Below are 17,683 nucleotides of genomic sequence, written 5' to 3'. Positions count from 1 at the left end.
CAATGTTCGAACTGACTCAACTGCGATGTTTCACCACCGTGGCAACCGAACTGAATTTTCGCCGCGCCGCCGAACGGCTGAACATGACCCAACCGCCTCTCAGCCGACAGATTCAGCTGCTGGAACATCACTTGGGCGTCGAACTGTTTACCCGCAGTACCCGCAGCGTCGCGCTCACCGCCGCCGGCCGGGCTTTCTTTATCGAAGCCCAGAACCTGCTGGAGCGCGCCCAGCAAGCGGCAGTGACGGCCCGGCGATTCGCCGAGGGCGACATCGGCTCGGTCAACATCAGTTTCGTTGGCAGCGCGGTGTACGAGTTCCTGCCCAAGGTCATCGCCGAAGCGCGACTCAAACAGCCCCACGTCAAAATCGACCTGTCGGAGATGAACACCTACCAGCAACACGAGGCCCTGCGCGCACGCCGCATCGACCTCGGCATTGCCCGTGCGCCGTTGCTGGAACCGGGCTACTCCACCGAATGTCTGGTGCGCGAGCCGTTCGTGCTGGCGGTGCCGAGTACGCACCGCCTGGCCAGTGCCGAATCGGTATCCGTCCAGGACCTCGATGGGCAACCGTTCCTGATGTACTCCCACGCGGCTTACCCGCCGTTCAATGAACTGCTGACCGGCATGCTGCGCTCGGCCCGCGTCGCCCCGGATTACGTGCAATGGCTCGGTTCGTCATTGACCATCCTGGCACTGGTCAACGCCGCCATGGGCCTGGCCCTGGTGCCGCGTTGCGCGACCAGCGTGGTGTTCAAGAACGTGGTGTTCCGCGATATCGATTTGGGCGAAGGCGTGCAGAGCGAGTTGCACCTGATCTGGCGCGAGAACAATGACAACCCGGCGTTTGCGATGTTGCTGGAGGGGATTCGGCGGGCGGTGCGGCAGGGATGGGGGGTGTAACCAAAATTGGTTTGATCATCCGCCTATGGCCCCTCCCCTACGCTGCGACTATTCGACCGAGACGGCGGCTCACCAGACACGCCGAACTGAATCAGAAGCGTTGGCGGTAGTAACTGATCGAGGTTACTTAAAAAGCAAAGAAGCACTGGCTGTCACGATGCAGACATCACCACCTAAGAGCACCTGACGTTTATGCAGAGTTTTAAGTTATATGCCTGGTTTTATTTTTCAGTGAAAGCAGGCACTGGACTCAAGCAACACTTCTAAATTTTACTTTCCGCAGTTGTGTAATCTGCTCGTTTAAAGCGATCGACTTGCAGCAACAGCAACAACAAGCCCATGCCGGAGACAATCGCAGCTGCCACTCCTGTGTAGGAAATTCCTACGGTACTGATGGTGACCCCTCCGAGCAACGAGCCGAGTGCAATGCCCGAGTTGAACCCGGCGATGTTCAACCCGGCTGCTACGCTGTGCGCACCCGGAGCATGAACTTCGGCGATGCCAAGTAGACGGGCTTGTAACGCCGGTACAGCGGCGAAACTCAACAGACCCAGTAGTGCGACCAGAATAGCCATGCTGATGGGTGACCCAACCAGCAGCCATATCGCCAACAGTACAATCACAATTGCGGCGACTATTATCTGACTCGCTTGATCCACGCCGAGTCGATCAGCCATTTTTCCGCCGAGGATGTTGCCAATCGCCGCGGCCACACCGTAGATCATCATGAAGATACTAACTGTATACAGGCTGACTTCAGTCAGCTGGAGCAGGATCGGAGTGATATAGGTGTACAGGATGAAGGTGCCTCCGTAAGCCATGACCGTGACCAGGGTACCGGCCAGCAACTTTGCATTGAACAGGGCGCGCAACCCCTGCTGCGCACTATTGGCAGGATATTGATCAGGCTCTCGGGGCGGCTCTTTCATGCCCAATAGAAGGCCGAAAAAACCGAGCGTACCAAACGCTGCGATAGACATGAAAAGGGGCCGCCAGGAAACAAAACTCCCCAAGTAAGTACTGATAGGGACACCGATAGCCATCGCCAGGGTGAAACCACCAAAAACCAGAGCGACCGCGCTGCCCGCCCGATGTGCACCGGCCAACCGCGCAGCGGTACTCGATGCGACAGCGAGAAACAAACCGTGTCCAATTCCCGCAATGAAACGAGCACCGAGCAATGTCGTAATATCGCTCGATAGCGCAGCGGCCAGGCTACCCAGGCTGAAGATGACGCCCGTCACCAACATGACATTCTTGCGCGACCAACTTGCGGTCAGCGCACTCAAAATCGGGGCAGAGAAAGTGGCGCCCAGGGCATAAGCCGTAACCGCCTTACCCACCTGCCCCACGTCAACATTCAAACTGCCCGCCATGACGTCGGTCAGACCAATCGGTACAAACTCGGCAAGCCCAAGCGCGAACGCACTAAGGGCGAATATGTAGATGACAAAAGGCAATTCGGAAACTCCTTATTCGATGCCGGGCAACGTGCTCGGCAATGGATAAGGTCGAATCCTATTCACTCTTCAAGCATCAAAAAAATCAACAAAACAGCCATCATGCATAAATAATTTTATACATGATGCTATCCCTCCCCCTCAAACAGCCGTCCCAAGCCACAGTTTTGTGTTGTACAAAGCTTTACTAATCGGGATTCGAGGCAAACACACCTTGCTCAACGAGCTCAGCTAAATAATCACGAATAAAACCAATACGGGGATTACGAAGCGCTCCTTTGCTCCACGCCAGGTAAAAAGAGTTCTCAGGTGGTGGCAATGGAAAAGTGACCGGTACTAACGTCCCGGCGGCCAGGCTGGCGTGACAAAGATACTCCGGGATAACCGACCAACCGTGCCCTGCGCGCACGAGTGATTCGACGATACGCATATCAGGGACCGTGATTGCTGCCTGTAAGGATGGCTGCGTTTTGAAAGCGCCCAGCCAAAAGCTTCGAATCAATGGAAGCTGTTCGTCATAAGCAATCAGTGGAAAGCTTTCAAGGGCCTGAGCAGTGACACATTGTGCTTCGATCTGCTGAGCAACCGCTGGGGCGGCAACCAATAGCAAACGCTCGGTTGCCAAATGGATGTACCCATGACTGACATCATCGGGAATTGATGCCGTCACTGCCAAGTCCGCCGTGCCGTCATTGAGCAAGGCATAAATACGCTCGCGGTTTCCCGTATGGAAGCGCAACTGCACGCCTTGCGTGATCAAGGGCGCGAGCGCCAAAGCCATATGCGTATACAAAAAATCGGACGGTCCAACGATGTGGATAGTCCAGCCTAGAGGCTTCGACTGGTTTCTCAAAGAGGTGACTTTTGCCTCCAGGCCATCCAGGTGCGGCGCGATCGAGCGAGCCAAATCATCTGCAGCAGGTGTTGCCACAACGCCCCGTGCACGTCGAACGAATAGCGGTTTTCCAACCAGCGACTCCAGTGCCTGGATGTGCATTGAAGCAGCAGGCTGGGTGATACCCAGATGATCGGCTGCTTTGGAAAAAGACCCGGTTCTGTAGGCCTCCAAAAAGGTGCGCAAGTAGTTTAGATGACTCATGGTCACTATCGCCTATAGGAGCTCATGCCCAAGGAGCCGAACACCTGGATTCATTTAATGCCGCCATTGGCTTCAGCAAAGTATGGGGGCGAAATGTGCATTGCTCCAGGCATCTCGAGCCCCCTAAACGGCAACCCGAGGCTTGGAACTTCAGTATCGTGGCAGACCACAACGAACGATTGCGTACCTATTGGCACATCGCTCCATGCAAGGTGAGGGTTGCGGTTTGACGATAACGCGATGTGCGAAGCTGACTACAGCGATGTGCCCGCTGCGGCGCGCGACATCGCAGCTGTGAATGCCCTGCCAGGAATTTCCTCAGTGAAGCCCCATCCCACGCGATGCAGCGGCGGCGGCACGAACGGCCATCCCACGCGGGATGATACGGGTCAGCCATGAGGTGATGCGCACGCTGGACCGCCCCGGATACACGACCGGCAGCTGACGATCAAAAGCTTCCAGAGTCCTTTTGACGACGACCTCTGCGGTGTCCATTTTTATACCGGGCTGGCTAGCCGATGTTGCATCGAAGAATTTGGTTGCGGTGGGGCCGGGACAGGTCGCCATCACATGTACATTGCTCTGGGACAGCTCATAACCCAGCGCTTCAGTGAAATGCAGAACAAAGGCCTTGCTCGCGGCGTATGTCGCCATGTATGGAATGGGTTGGAAAGATGCGTTGGAGGCCACGTTGATGATGCCGCCCTTTTTCCGCGCCGCCATTGCCGTTCCAAACTTGTGAGAAAGGCTTATCAAGGCCTGGATGTTTACCTGGATCAGGTCCTCCTCCTTGGTCAGCGGGTTCGATAGAAAGTCGCCGGTGAGCCCAAACCCCGCATTGTTGATGAGCAGGTCCACCGCGATATTCTGCCGTTCAAGCTCTTCGCTGATACGCATTGCGGCATCGCGCTCGGCCAGGTCGGTCGCCAAAACGATGGCCTGAACGCCGTACTGATCCTTCAGTCGTTTCGCCAGGGCATTCAACGCATCGAATGAACGCGCCACGAGAACGAGGTTGGTGCCGCGTGCAGCGAGCGCTTCGGCGAACGCTTCACCAAGTCCCATGGACGCTCCCGTGACGAGAGCAAACGCATTGCGATAAGTAAACATGATGTGCACCTTGATAATGGAAATGCGTTGAATGGGTTGGCCAACTCCCGGTGAGCTGGCCAAACTTCAGTGCATCGTCCAGCCTCGAGTCAAGGCCAGCGATACACGCGGACTACCGTGTATTACGCGAGAGTGGCATTCATTGATTTAGCGGTCGGCCATGCCGGATAGTCCGAATAACCCTGCTCATCCCCGCCAAACAGCGTGTCACCGGCAAACTCGGCCAGAGGCAGATCTTCTGCCAAACGCTTTGGCAGATCGGGGTTGGCGACGAAGGGACGTCCAAACGCGACCAAGTCGGCATAGCCCTTATCAATCACCCAGTTGGCACGATCCAGATCGTACTTGCCGGCAACGATGATAGGCCGTTGGAAGCGTGCTCGAATGTCGGCCCGGAACGCCTCCGTGAACTGCGGGGCGTCGTCCCAATCAGCTTCGACCAGATGCAGATACGCAATGCCAAGCGTTTGCAGGAATGAGGTAGCCTCGAGAATCGTCGGCAAAATATCGGGGCAGGCCATACCGCGGGCGGTCAGAAACGGTGCCAGGCGAATGGCTGTGCGCTTGGCACCCACTTCATCGGCGACAGCACCGACCACTTCCTTGAGGAACCTCAAGCGATTTTCACGCGAGCCGCCGTATTCATCGGTACGAGTGTTCGCGGTAGAACGCAGAAACTGATCCACAAGGTAGCCGTTCGCACCGTGGATTTCGACACCGTCGAATCCTGCCTCTATTGCGTTGCGCGCCCCCATCCGGAAATCGTTAACGATGCTGTGGATTTCCGATTTACCCAGTGCGCGCGGCGTCGGGCAATCCACCATCTCACCTTGACCGGTCGCTGGGTTCACTTTCCAGATTTGTGCTTCGAATGGAACCGCCGAAGGCGCGACCGGCAACTCCCCGTTGTGGAAGTCAGGATGAGACATCCGACCGACATGCCACAGCTGAAGAAAGATGCGCCCACCGGCGGCGTGCACCGCATCGGTAATGAGTCGCCACCCTGCGATTTGCTCATCGCTATGAATACCCGGGGTAAAGGAGTATCCCTTGCCCTGCGGTGAAATTTGCGTCGCCTCCGAAACGATCAGAGCAGCCGAAGCACGTTGCGCATAGTAATGGGCGTTCATCGAGTTGGGCACATCACCGGGCTGGGTGCTACGAGCGCGAGTCATCGGCGCCATTACCACACGGTGAGGAACGTTTTGTTCGGCAACAATGGTCGATGTGAACAGGGGGGAAGAGGCTGTCATGGCAAGACTCCAGAAGCTGACTGTAGTCGAACAGAAGTTTCTGATCGGGTACGGACAGTGTTATCTCTTGCCTTGCGCATTAGAATACGGCTATCAGTAGATAGATTATTGAACAAGGGTTGATAATATGCTGGACGATCTCACCGAGCTTCGTACCTTCCAGCGAATCCTGGTTTGCGGCAGCCTTTCAGCGGCCGCGCGCGATTTAGGCGTGGGACTTGCCGTGGTCAGCAAACGACTCATGTCACTGGAGCGGCGAGCCGGACAGCGGCTGATCAATCGGACCACTCGCACACTGTCAGCCACCGACGAGGGTCTGGCCCTGATCGCTTATGTCGAGCGGATACTTGAAGAACTGGACGCTGCGGAGTCCCGAATGGCCGTAGGCGGTGAAGAGCCGTTCGGCCTATTGCGGGTCAGTTCGCCCGTTTCGTTTGGACGCATTCACCTGGTGCCGTTGGTGGCTGAACTGGTCGAGCGCCATCCAAAGCTTGATATCGAACTCAGACTTGACGACCGACTGGTCGATCTAACGCATGAGCGGATCGATGTCGCGGTGCGAATTGGCCAACCTCGGGACAGCAGTGCCATCCTGCGCAAGCTTGCTGACAATCACCGAATCCTCGTTGCCGCACCCGCTTATCTGGAACTTCACGGTGAGCCCGAATGCATACACGACCTTGATCGTCATTGGTGTCTTCGCTACGACGATCCCTCACTGCCTTGGCGCCTGGAGGGACCTCAAAACGAGGCTATCGAATTTCAACCACGCTCCCGGCTTCAGGCCAATAGCGGCGATGCCGTGCGGGATTGGGCGATCGGTGGCCACGGGGTAATGCTCAAATCCAAAGTCGACGTGGCGACCGATCTTGCCACCGGCCGCCTGAAACATATCCTGCCTGACTGGCACAGTGCGTACGCGCCTATCTATGCATTGCTGCCATCAAGACGGCACATTCCGACAAAGACAAGCACGTTTCTCGAAGCCATCAGTTCCCGACTTGCAGACCTTTAATTGCGCACTGCGCCGACATTACGTCTTGGCTCTATCGCTGCGTAAGGATGTCCAGGAATGCAGTGATCACTCGCCCGGGCGCGTTTGGCGCATCCGGACTCCCGGCTGGCTGCTGGAGGGTCAGGCCATGGGCCATCGCCGTCATCGTGGCCGCCAGAGTGAGTGCGTCGATGGGTAAAGCAACTGACAATGCATCGAAATAGGCCTGCAAAATGCGGGCGAGCGCTTGGGTCTGCTGTTCCTGATAAACGGAGTACTGCGATGCAAACTCTGGACTCCTGCACGCATGTAGTTGCAGCTCGGTCGCCAGGAACGGGCAGTCACTGTCGACAAATGCTGTATTGAGCCAATCGCTCACAGCCCCCTGCATTTCGTCTGGTTTGAGACTGAGTATTTTTTCAAGCTCGGCCATGTCGCGCTCCATATTGAGGCGCAACAACTCCAGAAGAATTGCTTCCTTGTTCGGAAAATTGGAATAGATCGCGCCTTTGGAGTAGCCAGCCTCAGCGGCTATCAAATCAACCGAAGCTCCCCCATATCCCTGCCGGGAAAATACCTCTTGGGCGGCCGCAAGCAACCGCTCGCGGGTGATCGCTTGCTGCTGGGTGCGAGATAAACGAGTACGTGTCAAAGATACCTCTTGCGATTGCCGGACGATCTGGATTCCGGATTGATCCTATGGGAGCTCAGGTTACGTGTCTAGCGCTGCACCGCCGACCTGAAACGATGGAATATCGCCAATAAAATACCATCTATACTTCGAATACCGATTGGTATCTAATAGGTTTCCAGCTGCACGAGACGAACCTCACCAGCCCCTGAACGGGTAGCCATCGACATTGGCCTCCCAACAATGCGGAGTTTATGCCCCATGCCTATTGAACCCGTCCGGACTGCCGCCAATGCGACACCTGATGCTGCAGATATTTTGAATACTCCGCTGACGCTGCCCTGCGGCGTCACGCTCCCAAACCGTTTAGCCAAAGGTGCAATGTCGGAGCTACTCGCCGACTCAAGCAACCGAGCGACGGAAAAACACAAAATCTTGTACCGCACCTTCGCCCAGGAAGGTCCTGGAATGTTGCTAACCGGCAATGTCCAGATAGATCGCCTCCATCTGGAGCACGGTGGAAACGTGGTCATCCAGGGTCCACAATCACCGGCACAATTGAGCGCGTTAAAGGCTTGGTCCAGTGCAGCCAAAATCGCCGGTGGACATATATGGATGCAACTCTCGCATTCTGGCCGCCAGACCCAGAAATCCATCAATCCCACACCTAAGGCTCCGTCAGGCGTTCAAGTCACCCTCCCTGGCAACAAGTTCGGCACCCCGGTCGCCCTGTCACACACGGAGATACTCGACCTGATCGAGCGGTTTGCCTTTGCTGCGAGTATCGCGCGCCAGACCGGTTTTGACGGCGTCCAGTTGCACGCCGCACACGGCTACCTGATTTCACAGTTCCTGTCGCCACGAACGAATCAACGGGAGGATGCGTGGGGCGGCGATCTACCCAATCGGGCGCGCTTCCTGTTGTCTGCAGTCGCCGCCATTCGCGAAAAGGTCGGGCCTGACTACCCGATTGCAGTGAAGCTGAACTCTGCTGATTTCCAGCGAGGTGGCTTTAGCTTCGAAGATAGCCAGACCGTCGCGGGTTGGCTTGACGAGGCAGGCATCGACCTTATTGAAATCTCGGGCGGCACCTACGAGCAGCCGAAAATGGCCAATATTGAAGGGCTTGAACCGGTTTTCGACCCCACCATCAGCAAATCGACTCGCGAACGCGAAGCTTTTTTTGCCCGCTTCGCTCCGGAAATCCGTCGCCACGTCAAACGCGCAAAGTTGATGGTAACCGGTGGCTTCCGCACCGCTACGGGCATGGCCGATGCGATTACCAATGACGGCGTCGATCTGATTGGCATTGGCCGGCCGCTTTGCGTATATCCGGGCGCACCCGCGGCGCTGCTAAATGGCAAGCTGTCAGGCTTTGAATCCCTGGAACACCGTCTGCGCCTGGGGCCTGGCCTGCTCGGCCCACAATCCTCTATCAGCCTCATCAAGGCGATCAACGGGTTTGGATCAGTGACCTGGTACAACGAACAACTGCTTCGCATGGCAGATGGTTTGGCGCCCGATCCGAAGATGAACTTCTTTATGGCGGTCGTGCGTGGCATATCACGCGAAAGCCGGGTGGCGCGTGAATTGGTCCGTGACTGATTGTCCCTGAAAAGCCCTGCCACGCCGCTTCGCAGAATATTTCCGCTGGCGGCGTTCTCGTGACAGGAAATAAGGAAAAGCAGTTGGTTATGACTTGATCACGTCTTGCGATTTGAACAAAGAGGGATAACTCATCATGCTCCATACGGGTAACAACGTCTCACCTTTGCGCACTACCGTACGTATCCCCACAGCCTCTGGCGATGAATTGGAAGCCTGGATTTATCACCCGGAAGGTGAAGGCCCGCACCCGGCAGTCGTACTGGCTCATGGGCTAGGCGCCGTCAAAACGGGCGGGCTCGCGCCATTCGCTAATCGGTTTTGCCGCGAAGGCTTCGTCGCGATCGTATTCGATTACAGGCAATGGGGCGGCTCTAGCGGACTGCCACGTGACGTACTCTCAGTCCCACGTCAACGCGAGGATTACGGCACTGTCATTGGCTGGGCCGCCGCGCACCCCGGCATCGACAAAAATCGGATCTTTGCGTGGGGCACGTCGTTCGCCGGCATGCACATCGTATCGCTCGCCGCATCGGATACCCGACTTGCCGGTGCGATTGCCCAATGCCCCCTCGTCGATGGGCTTGCCGGAGCAGCAATGGTTCCGCTGGTACAATCGCTGCGACTAATGGGCGCGGCCCTCCTGGACGGTATTGGCTCGTTCTTTGGGCTTTCCCCACGATATCTACCCATCAGCGTAGCGCCAGGGAAGTTTGGTATATCGGCAACCGAAGACGCCCTCTACGGAAAATCGCTCATCCAGCCCAACGATTCGACTACATGGCATAACCGCCTCGCCGCCCGCTCACTCCTCAGCATATCCACACACCGGCCGGTACGAAAAGCTGCCGCCATTCGCTGCCCTATTTTGCTCATCGTCGCCGAACACGACACGATGGCGCCGGTGGGCCCAGCGCTACGCGTCGCTGATCGAGCCCCCCGAGCGGAACTCCATCGCAGTCGCGGCGGCCACTATGATGTCTACAAGGGTGGAATGGATTACGAGAACACGTTGGACCTTGAGGTAGAGTTCCTCCGCCGACATGCTGGATTGCCAGTGTGAAGTGATCAGCAAGGGGCCTGCAGATTTGGCGATCCAGATCACTATCGACAGTGCTCATGACATATTGGTATCGCTGATCTGCTGGACCGCCAGTTCGCTATATCTCAGTCAGCAGCTAGCCGTTCTGACAGCCAAAACCACGCATTTGAAAGTGTTGAGCGATGCCCTTCAAGCGCTAGTCCTGATACTCAATCCCGATAGAGTTTTCGTCTCGGTATGAGTCTTCCCCGAAGAGGATGCAGGGAACAGGCGTGCCTGTTCACGCCTTTTTAGTCATGTCGGCCACTGCCTGCGGATGCGCCGTTATTGGTTCAGGCAGGGCTTGCCTCTTGCGCCTCACAAGCAGGGAAATTCAGCTCGATGATCACGCCAGATGGGTCCTCTATGAATACCTGATGCAGTCCGAGGCCAGGGACAGTGCGATCGCGCCAGGCAATCCCTTCAGCCTTTAGAAGGTTCCAAAAATCAACCAATCCGGTAACCAGAAAAGCGATATGGTCAACCGTGCCGGTGCCAGTCAGCAGCATGTCTTTATCCCCCAAATATTGCTTCAGGCCCTCTGGGTTGGAGGGGTCAACGCCAATGATGTGTACTGTGCCAAAATCGGCTTCATCCCCACCCATGTACAACCAGGCTCCGGGAAAATCGAAGGGGGGACGGTAACCACGCACGAAGCCGAGCACTCGCTCGTAGAAATGGCAGGACTTTTCGAGGTCCAGTGAGCGAATAGAATAATGCGCGAGTTTCTTGACGTGCATAGTGCCTCCAGGTTGCTTTCATAGGTACGGGCGATGGCCGTTGCAGTTGTTCATCGCTCTCTCGAAAAGATGGCCAGCCTCTGCTGAACATCCACCTCATTGTGCAAAACCGCAGTCGTCGAAGTTCGAACCTGTGACAATGGTCGTTGTAGTACCATGCCCATCTTCACACCATGGCAGCCGACCGCAGGAACGAAATGAAACAGTGGAGCGCAGACAACCCCAAAGCCTCGCTGATGGAGCGTAAACGCGCCCTCATCGTGGATGCTGCACAGCAGGCGTTTCTAGACAAAGGCTACGCGGAGTCGTCCATGGGCCGCATCGCCGAGGCGGCTGGCGTTTCGATCAAGACCGTCTATCGCCACTTTGAGAACAAGGACGATTTGTTCAGTGCCGTCATGCATGCGGCGTGCAATCCAAACAGCCTGAACGAAACTGACGAACAAACCCCACCGGTCCTCGAACGCCCCTGGTTTTCCAAAGAACCTGAACAAGCCCTCCCCCTTGCCGGTATCGATTACCTCACCGATGTTCTCGGTACCCAGCAATTGGCGCTCTATCGGGTCGTCACACGCGATGCTTATCGATTTCCCGAGTTAGGTCAGCGATACCGAGCCGAAGTGACTGATCGTCGTACTGCACTTTTCGCTGATTACTTGCGCCACTGGGCACCATTAGTGCAATGGAAAATCAAGGATCTCGAAGAAGCATCACGGACATTTCTGGCGTTACTGCGAGTCGATCTGATCGACAATGTCCTCTTTGGCACCCATCAGCCAAACGCCGAGGAAATAAGCAGTAGAGCCCATAGCGCAGCGGACAACATGCTGCACTTGCTACAGGCCTCCCGCTTCTAAGCTCTACTGGATGGCGCTACCGGGACCGTAGCGTCATCAAACACTGCGGGCGCCGAGGAAGTCTTCCACCAGCGATGGGCGGCTCGGTGACCAGCCCAGTCGACGTGCGTTGACTGCACTCACGAGACTGTTGGACGCTGCTCCATAACGCGCCGCCTCACCCAGATTGCTCGTGACGTACTCCACATCCAGGCTCTGGGTTTTTCCGCCAAACCCCAGCGAATCACTGATCAATCGAGCGATTTCAAGAAACGACGCGTGACCGTTTTCGGCAAAGTAAAACGAGCCACCAGGAGCCTTCTCCAGAACCAGCAGATACAGATCAACCAGATCGTCGATGTGAACATTCGAGTAGTGGTTCAGTCCCTTGCCCACATAAATACCCGCGCCCACCTGTGCCGAAATGGCGGTCATTCGCGGAATCTGTTCACTCTCTTGCTTGAGCCCGGCACCTACGCCATAGATCATCGAAGGACAGATCACGACACCCCGAACACCTTTGTCGATGGCAGCCTCGCGCACGTGTCGATTCATCTCGACGCGCTGGCGACGAAACGGGACCGGTTCAAAGTAATCATCGTCGCTGAAAACTTTCTCACCGGCATACTCACCACAGGCATCGTCGGCCACGATGGCGGAGCCACTGGTGTGAATCAGCAGCTTACCGCTGCGTTCAAGTGCAGCTACCAGGGTATGAACGGATGGTTCGTGATCGGCACTGGCAGCATGTATCACTGCATCAGCTTCCTGAGCGGCCTTGGTCAATACCGCCGCATCATCGAGCGTACCAATGATGGGTTCGATACCGCGCTGACGCAGCAACTGTGCAGTGGCCTCAGTGCGTGTCAGGCCGGTTACACTGTGCCCCAATTGCAGCAACCGATGAGCAACGGCGCCGCCTATGTAACCAGACGCGCCTGTAACAAAAATATTCATGCACAATTCCTCGATGGGAAAACGATAGGGGGATCAGGACTCAACCGCTGCTCGATACTCGAGCAGCTTGCGCATTGCGCGCTCTTCAATAGCCATGAATTCGGCGACTGCAACCTCCCCCGCCAGCGTCAGATCCGGCTCGGCACCGTCAGCCAAACGCTCAATCTGAACGTTGAACCATGGCAACAAGTGGAATGGGTTGATTGCCGCTTCTGGCGTCAAAGAAGTGGTCCATTCGCCAGCCAGCAACCGTGCAGGGGTAACCGGATCAGAGATCAATGGACGGCCCAGGCCAACCATATCGACATCACCACGTTCGAACGCTGAAAGCATGCCTTCAACGCTTCGGAAGTTCCCCGTCACCATCACCGGCATGTTCGCCACGTTGCGAACTGCTCCGGCAAATTCGACAAAATAAGCTTCACGTTGAATCGTGCTCGCGCGCGGCGCATCCTCGCCCTCATCTTTGACTACCAGCCCTACCACTTTCGGCTGCTCCAGCGAACCACCCGATAGCTCCAGCAGGTCCAGACTGGTGTTGTTGAGTAACCCAACCAGCTCAACGCATTCGGCATTAGTGAATCCGCCCTTCTGGAAGTCAGATGAGTTCAGCTTGATGCCAATCGGGAAGTCGTCGCCAACCTCAGCTCGTACGGCAGCGATGACCTCAATCAATAGGCGCGCACGATTTTCCAGCGATCCCCCCCAACGATCTGTGCGCTGGTTGGACAACGGGCTAAGGAACTGAGACAGCAGGTAGCCATGAGCAGCATGCAGTTGCACGCCAGTGAAACCCGCAGCCCGTGCCTGAGTTGCAGCGAAAGCGAATTGATCGATGACGGTGGCAATCTCATCCTCGGTCATGGCCCGTGCCAACCCAAACTCCAGACCCAATCCCGGTGGAACCTGAATCGCTACCGGCGAAGGTGCCAGGGGTTGCGGATTGATCACCTGAAGTACCTGACGCCCGGTATGGCTCAACTGCACCCAGAATTCGGAGCCACCCGCGGTTCCGGCAGCAGCCATCGCCCGCAAGGTACTCAAGTCTGTTTCGGCATCAAGCACGATGTTCCCGGGGCGCTCCAAATGCTGACGGTCCACTTGCATGTTCCCGGATAACAGCAAACCTGCGCCGGACGAAGCCCAACGCCGGTAAAGGTTGACATGACGCTCAGTGGCGTCATTTTTTTGGTCCGCCAGGCCTTCACTCATGGCCGCCTTGCACAGCCGATTTGCCAAAACAGCACCGCAAGGTAATGGCAACGGACTAGAAATCTGATCAGTCATAAACACTCTCAGCTACATGACAGGGCTGCTTGTGCGGCTCAGTTGAGCCGCGTGCAGAACGCCGGGAAAGAAAGTACAACGATCATTGTCGTACGTGCGACAATGATAATTGTTGTTTGATGAGTGTCAAGCTAAACCTCAGGTACGAAGGGCGCCGTTTCATGCCTTCCCCAACACCACCTGCACCTCCTGCGCGCCCTCCTTTTGCCGCGCAGGTAAAAGCAGACAAGCGAGCGCCGGCATCATCAACAGGGCGCCAACCATGTTCCAAAGGAACATGAACAGCAGCAGTAGTCCCATGTCGCCCTGAAACTTGATGGATGAAAACATCCAGGTAGAGACCCCCAACGCCAGCGTAATCCCGGTGAGGATGACAGCGGTGCCGGTGGTTTTCAGGGTTTCGTAGTACGCATGCTTGAAGCTCAAACCGCGCTTCATGAAATGTTCGATCCGGTTGTAGATATAGATGCCGTAATCGACTCCGATACCAACGCCCAGCGCGATGACGGGCAATGTGGCGACTTTCACCCCCATACCCAGTTGGGCCATGAGCGCCTCACAAATCACCGAAGTGATATAAAGCGGAATCATGATGCTGATCGCCACTCGCCAGGATTTAAACTCCCACCACACCAACAGCGCGACGATGCTGTAAACCAGCATTAGAATCCTGGGTTCGGATTGCTTGATCACTATGTTGGTGGCAGCCTCGATACCGGCATTACCGGCGGCCAGCAAAAAGGTCGTGTGCTCATCGTTGTTCGCCTTCGCGAACGTCTCTGCCGCAGCGACCACCTTGGCCAGGGTTTCAGCCTTGTGATCGGTCAGATACACCATGACCGGTGCCATTGAGCAGTCGCTGTTGTAAAGCTCGTTGGGAATTGTCTTGAACGCCGCATTGGCGATGTAGCGATTGCGAGTGATGACATACCAGCGCAAGTCGCCACCGTTTGAACCCGCGGAGAACTTCTTCAGTTCGTCCACCAGGGAGTGGGTCGACTCCACTCCCGGCACGCCCTCCATCATCCACTTCAAACGTTCGATCGCACTGCTGACCGGGTACGAACCGCACTCTCCTGCCTGGGTTTTGACCATCACCACGAACACGTCCGGGCTGCTGGTGTAATGGTGGGCGAGAAAATCATTATCCTGGTTGTAACGACTGTCCGGGCGCAGTTCTGGCGCACCGCGATCCAGGTCACCGATCTTCAGATCCTGCTTCAAATACCAGGCGCCGCCGAACAGCATTGCAGAGAGCAACAAGCCGATCAGCGCCGGCTTCGGTTCGGCAGCCTGCGATAACCAACGCGCCAGGCGATGCTCGCTGTTAGCCTTACGGGCCTGATAGCGCACGGCAGCGGGTGCTACCCCGCACCAGGACATCAGCACCGGCAGCAAGAACATTTTGCTGAAAATGATCACCGCCACCCCCACGCTAGCGCTGATAGCCAGTTCGCGGATCATGTCGATATCGATCATCATGGTCGAAAAACCGACCGCGTCGCACAGCAGCGCAATCGACCCCGGAATGAACAGCATGCGAAAGGTTCGCCGTGCTGCCTGCATGGGGCTGTAACCGGCAGCGCAGTCGGCACTCATGGTGTTGATATTCTGCACCGCATGGCTGACGCCGATGGCGAACGTCAGGAATGGCACCAGGATCGAATACGGGTTAAGCCCGAAACCCAGCAAGTTGACGATACCCAACTGCCACAGCACCGCGAGAGAGCAACACAACAGTGTGACGCAAGTACTTCGCCAGCAACGCGAATACGCCAGAAGCAGCAGCGCTGTCAGGACGAAAGTAATCGCAAAGAACTCGAGAATATCGTGCGCCCCTTCAATCAGGTCACCGGCAATTTTGGCAAAGCCCGTGATATGAATGGTGTATCGATCGCTGTTGTACTTGTCGCGTACAAGTGTTTCCAAACGCTGGGAGAACTGACCGTAATCAAGCTTTTCGCCAGTGAGCGGGTCGCGCTCAAGCAATGGCACAAGCACCACCGAGGACTTCTGATCCGCCGCCACCAGACTTCCGATACGCCCGGAACGCTGAACGTTGAGTTGCACTTGGGCCAGAGTATTGGCTGAGCCGTCGAAGCCATCGGGAATGATGCGGCCGACGGCAAAACCGTCTTCGGTGACCTCTTGCCACAAGACGTTGGGGGTCCACAGTGATTTCAAATTCCCGCGATCAACGCCCGGGATGAAGAACACCTCGTCCGTGACGTTCTTCAGTGTTTCGAGATAGTCCTTGTCATAGATGTTGCCCTGCCGTGCTTCAAGTGCAATACGCACCACATTGCCCAGCGGACGCAGTTCGCTTTCATACTGTTGGTAGTTGACGATATACGGATGATGGCCGGGCACCATTTTCTGCAGGCTGACATCGAGCCCAAGCTTACCGGCCTGATTGGCCAGAAACACCGATACCATCAAGAACAGCAGGACCACCGCGATGCGATGGTTGAACAGCAGCGGCTCTATCCGAGTCTGCAAAAAACCCGGCTTAACCGGAGCGGCGGTTAGATTGTCTTGTTTCGCGCTCATGGGGTGAGTCTCCGTGAGATTCATTTAGCGTCTAGTGCGATCAGATGTGCACCCGCAATACCAGCGGTCAGCACCACCCCTTCGGGTAGTTCAACCATCGAGGCAACCCGCAAGCCGGGACTGGCTTCGGTCATCTGAAAATGCTGACCACCATCGACGCTGTGCAACAGGCTGGCGTCCTGACCCAACAGAAGGATCTCCCCGTTATCACGCACAATGCCGGCCACCAGAGTCGGTGCCTTGGCGTCCGCGCCAACCTGCTCCCAAGAAATACCCTGATCAATCGAGCGAAAAATATGCCCGCCGAAGCCATAGGCCAGCAGTACGTCCTCGTTGGCCTGACGCACCCGTAGCACACCATAGAGAGCACCTTTGTATCCGACATCGAGTGTCGCCCAAATGCCGCCCCCAGCGCTGACGTATACCTTGCCCGCCTCGCCGGCGATGACTTGCCGCCCAGACTTGTCGCCGACAATCGAGTTGTAATGCAGCGCGTCAGGATTGCTGAGCAAGCGCGACTGGGATGTCCAATGGACTCCGCCGTCGGCGGTGCCAAATATCTGACCATTCGAGCCCACCACGTATCCTGTGGTATCGCTGGTGAACCAGACACCAAGCAACGGGCGGGAGGGCCCGAACTGAGCACCCGCGTTAACATCATCGAGCTCAAACTGCGTCTGCTCGACCTCGCTTTGTAACGCTGGGTCATCAGGTGCGCCCTGCAGAGCCGTCTTAGCGTGCTCCAGCCGTGCTTCGGCTTCGATCCTCAGCAATTCGTTAAGCCGATTGCCGTCGGCCTGTTTGATCCAGGTCGCACCACCATCGAAGCTGTGAAGGATCACACCATCATGACCGACCGCCCAGCCACTGGAGGAGTTGACGAAGTACAGCGCTGTCAATGTGACCGACACCGGCACTGCGCTCTGGTGCCATAGTCGTCCACCATCGTCCGAATACAGGATGATGCCGCGCTCCCCCACCAACACCACGCGATTACCCGCAAGTGCAGTGGCCATCATGGTCGCTGTGGCGGCGTTTGCTGACTGCATCGCTGGCATGTCCAGAAGATCGGGCGCAGCCAAAGCCAGCGGCGGCATCAAAACCGCCGCGCCCGCCAGAATCAGAACGACACCCACACTGCTACGGCGCCGTATGTTGCGATAGGTCTTCACCAT

Annotated in this window: 16 protein-coding genes; 5 read left to right on the top strand and 11 right to left on the bottom strand. The window is 56.5% G+C overall.

Annotated elements, in window-relative coordinates:
• Positions 1–2: 2 nt before the first annotated feature.
• The gene (locus tag AC3ITY_RS12095; protein WP_223456596.1) at positions 3–905 is read left to right on the top strand and encodes a LysR family transcriptional regulator; all 903 of its coding nucleotides are present in this window, start codon (positions 3–5) and stop codon (positions 903–905) included.
• A 263-nt stretch (positions 906–1,168) separates the two neighbouring features.
• Here the strand turns inward: AC3ITY_RS12095 and AC3ITY_RS12090 are convergent, their stop codons facing one another.
• The 5 genes from AC3ITY_RS12090 to AC3ITY_RS12070 form a co-directional block, all read right to left on the bottom strand.
• Positions 1,169–2,365, bottom strand: a complete 1,197-nt coding sequence (locus AC3ITY_RS12090; RefSeq protein ID WP_489309345.1) for an MFS transporter — start codon at positions 2,363–2,365, stop codon at positions 1,169–1,171.
• 187 nt (positions 2,366–2,552) lie between these two features.
• Positions 2,553–3,464 (bottom strand): LysR family transcriptional regulator, encoded by a 912-nt coding sequence (locus AC3ITY_RS12085; RefSeq protein WP_489309343.1) that lies wholly within the window; start codon positions 3,462–3,464, stop codon positions 2,553–2,555.
• 50 nt (positions 3,465–3,514) lie between these two features.
• Positions 3,515–3,706: a hypothetical protein gene (locus AC3ITY_RS12080; protein ID WP_489310848.1), complete on the bottom strand. Its 192-nt coding sequence runs from the start codon at positions 3,704–3,706 to the stop codon at positions 3,515–3,517.
• 76 nt (positions 3,707–3,782) lie between these two features.
• A complete protein-coding gene (locus AC3ITY_RS12075) occupies positions 3,783–4,574 on the bottom strand; it encodes an SDR family NAD(P)-dependent oxidoreductase (protein WP_489309341.1) in 792 nt (263 codons plus the stop codon).
• 122 nt (positions 4,575–4,696) lie between these two features.
• On the bottom strand, positions 4,697–5,827 hold the full coding sequence (locus tag AC3ITY_RS12070) for an alkene reductase (RefSeq protein ID WP_489309339.1): 1,131 nt from the start codon (positions 5,825–5,827) through the stop codon (positions 4,697–4,699).
• Between the two features lie 127 nt (positions 5,828–5,954).
• On the opposite strand from AC3ITY_RS12070, the gene AC3ITY_RS12065 reads away from it, so the two are divergent.
• The gene (locus AC3ITY_RS12065) at positions 5,955–6,842 is read left to right on the top strand and encodes a LysR family transcriptional regulator (protein ID WP_489309337.1); all 888 of its coding nucleotides are present in this window, start codon (positions 5,955–5,957) and stop codon (positions 6,840–6,842) included.
• Positions 6,843–6,873: 31 nt separating this feature from the next.
• Here AC3ITY_RS12065 and AC3ITY_RS12060 read toward each other — a convergent pair whose 3' ends face one another.
• Positions 6,874–7,473 (bottom strand): TetR/AcrR family transcriptional regulator, encoded by a 600-nt coding sequence (locus AC3ITY_RS12060; protein WP_489309335.1) that lies wholly within the window; start codon positions 7,471–7,473, stop codon positions 6,874–6,876.
• A 240-nt stretch (positions 7,474–7,713) separates the two neighbouring features.
• On the opposite strand from AC3ITY_RS12060, the gene AC3ITY_RS12055 reads away from it, so the two are divergent.
• Together AC3ITY_RS12055 and AC3ITY_RS12050 are read left to right on the top strand one after the other, a co-directional pair.
• Positions 7,714–9,057, top strand: a complete 1,344-nt coding sequence (locus AC3ITY_RS12055) for an NADH:flavin oxidoreductase/NADH oxidase family protein (protein WP_489309333.1) — start codon at positions 7,714–7,716, stop codon at positions 9,055–9,057.
• Between the two features lie 136 nt (positions 9,058–9,193).
• Positions 9,194–10,120, top strand: coding sequence for an alpha/beta hydrolase (locus AC3ITY_RS12050; protein ID WP_489309331.1), 927 nt, complete (start codon positions 9,194–9,196; stop codon positions 10,118–10,120).
• A gap of 311 nt (positions 10,121–10,431) precedes the next feature.
• Here AC3ITY_RS12050 and AC3ITY_RS12045 read toward each other — a convergent pair whose 3' ends face one another.
• Entirely contained in the window at positions 10,432–10,878 is a 447-nt protein-coding gene (locus tag AC3ITY_RS12045; RefSeq protein WP_489309329.1) for a VOC family protein, read from the bottom strand.
• A gap of 197 nt (positions 10,879–11,075) precedes the next feature.
• Between AC3ITY_RS12045 and AC3ITY_RS12040 the strand changes: the two genes are divergently transcribed.
• Positions 11,076–11,735, top strand: a complete 660-nt coding sequence (locus AC3ITY_RS12040) for a TetR/AcrR family transcriptional regulator (protein ID WP_489309327.1) — start codon at positions 11,076–11,078, stop codon at positions 11,733–11,735.
• Between the two features lie 36 nt (positions 11,736–11,771).
• Here AC3ITY_RS12040 and AC3ITY_RS12035 read toward each other — a convergent pair whose 3' ends face one another.
• The 4 genes from AC3ITY_RS12035 to AC3ITY_RS12020 form a co-directional block, all read right to left on the bottom strand.
• A complete protein-coding gene (locus tag AC3ITY_RS12035; protein WP_489309325.1) occupies positions 11,772–12,671 on the bottom strand; it encodes an NAD-dependent epimerase/dehydratase family protein in 900 nt (299 codons plus the stop codon).
• Between the two features lie 33 nt (positions 12,672–12,704).
• Positions 12,705–13,958: an NADH:flavin oxidoreductase/NADH oxidase family protein gene (locus AC3ITY_RS12030; RefSeq protein WP_489309323.1), complete on the bottom strand. Its 1,254-nt coding sequence runs from the start codon at positions 13,956–13,958 to the stop codon at positions 12,705–12,707.
• 159 nt (positions 13,959–14,117) lie between these two features.
• Positions 14,118–16,508, bottom strand: coding sequence for an efflux RND transporter permease subunit (locus tag AC3ITY_RS12025; RefSeq protein WP_489309321.1), 2,391 nt, complete (start codon positions 16,506–16,508; stop codon positions 14,118–14,120).
• A gap of 20 nt (positions 16,509–16,528) precedes the next feature.
• Positions 16,529–17,683 (bottom strand): WD40/YVTN/BNR-like repeat-containing protein, encoded by a 1,155-nt coding sequence (locus tag AC3ITY_RS12020; protein ID WP_489309319.1) that lies wholly within the window; start codon positions 17,681–17,683, stop codon positions 16,529–16,531.

It is taken from the genome of Pseudomonas sp. GL_091 (assembly GCF_057837725.1).
Note: the sequence above shows the minus strand (reverse complement) of the source record. Positions and strands in the feature narration are given on the sequence as shown.

Excerpts from the sequence above, each read along its gene's own strand:
- AC3ITY_RS12070 (WP_489309339.1), bottom strand. The coding sequence starts at position 5,827 with ATGACAGCCTCTTCCCCCCTGTTCACATCGACCATTGTTGCCGAACAA.
- AC3ITY_RS12065 (WP_489309337.1), top strand. The coding sequence starts at position 5,955 with ATGCTGGACGATCTCACCGAGCTTCGTACCTTCCAGCGAATCCTGGTT.
- AC3ITY_RS12020 (WP_489309319.1), bottom strand. The coding sequence starts at position 17,683 with ATGGTGAAGACCTATCGCAACATACGGCGCCGTAGCAGTGTGGGTGTC.
- AC3ITY_RS12055 (WP_489309333.1), top strand. The coding sequence starts at position 7,714 with ATGCCTATTGAACCCGTCCGGACTGCCGCCAATGCGACACCTGATGCT.
- AC3ITY_RS12035 (WP_489309325.1), bottom strand. The coding sequence starts at position 12,671 with ATGAATATTTTTGTTACAGGCGCGTCTGGTTACATAGGCGGCGCCGTT.
- AC3ITY_RS12045 (WP_489309329.1), bottom strand. The coding sequence starts at position 10,878 with ATGCACGTCAAGAAACTCGCGCATTATTCTATTCGCTCACTGGACCTC.
- AC3ITY_RS12040 (WP_489309327.1), top strand. The coding sequence starts at position 11,076 with ATGAAACAGTGGAGCGCAGACAACCCCAAAGCCTCGCTGATGGAGCGT.
- AC3ITY_RS12095 (WP_223456596.1), top strand. The coding sequence starts at position 3 with ATGTTCGAACTGACTCAACTGCGATGTTTCACCACCGTGGCAACCGAA.
- AC3ITY_RS12030 (WP_489309323.1), bottom strand. The coding sequence starts at position 13,958 with ATGACTGATCAGATTTCTAGTCCGTTGCCATTACCTTGCGGTGCTGTT.
- AC3ITY_RS12050 (WP_489309331.1), top strand. The coding sequence starts at position 9,194 with ATGCTCCATACGGGTAACAACGTCTCACCTTTGCGCACTACCGTACGT.
- AC3ITY_RS12025 (WP_489309321.1), bottom strand. The coding sequence starts at position 16,508 with ATGAGCGCGAAACAAGACAATCTAACCGCCGCTCCGGTTAAGCCGGGT.
- AC3ITY_RS12085 (WP_489309343.1), bottom strand. The coding sequence starts at position 3,464 with ATGAGTCATCTAAACTACTTGCGCACCTTTTTGGAGGCCTACAGAACC.
- AC3ITY_RS12075 (WP_489309341.1), bottom strand. The coding sequence starts at position 4,574 with ATGTTTACTTATCGCAATGCGTTTGCTCTCGTCACGGGAGCGTCCATG.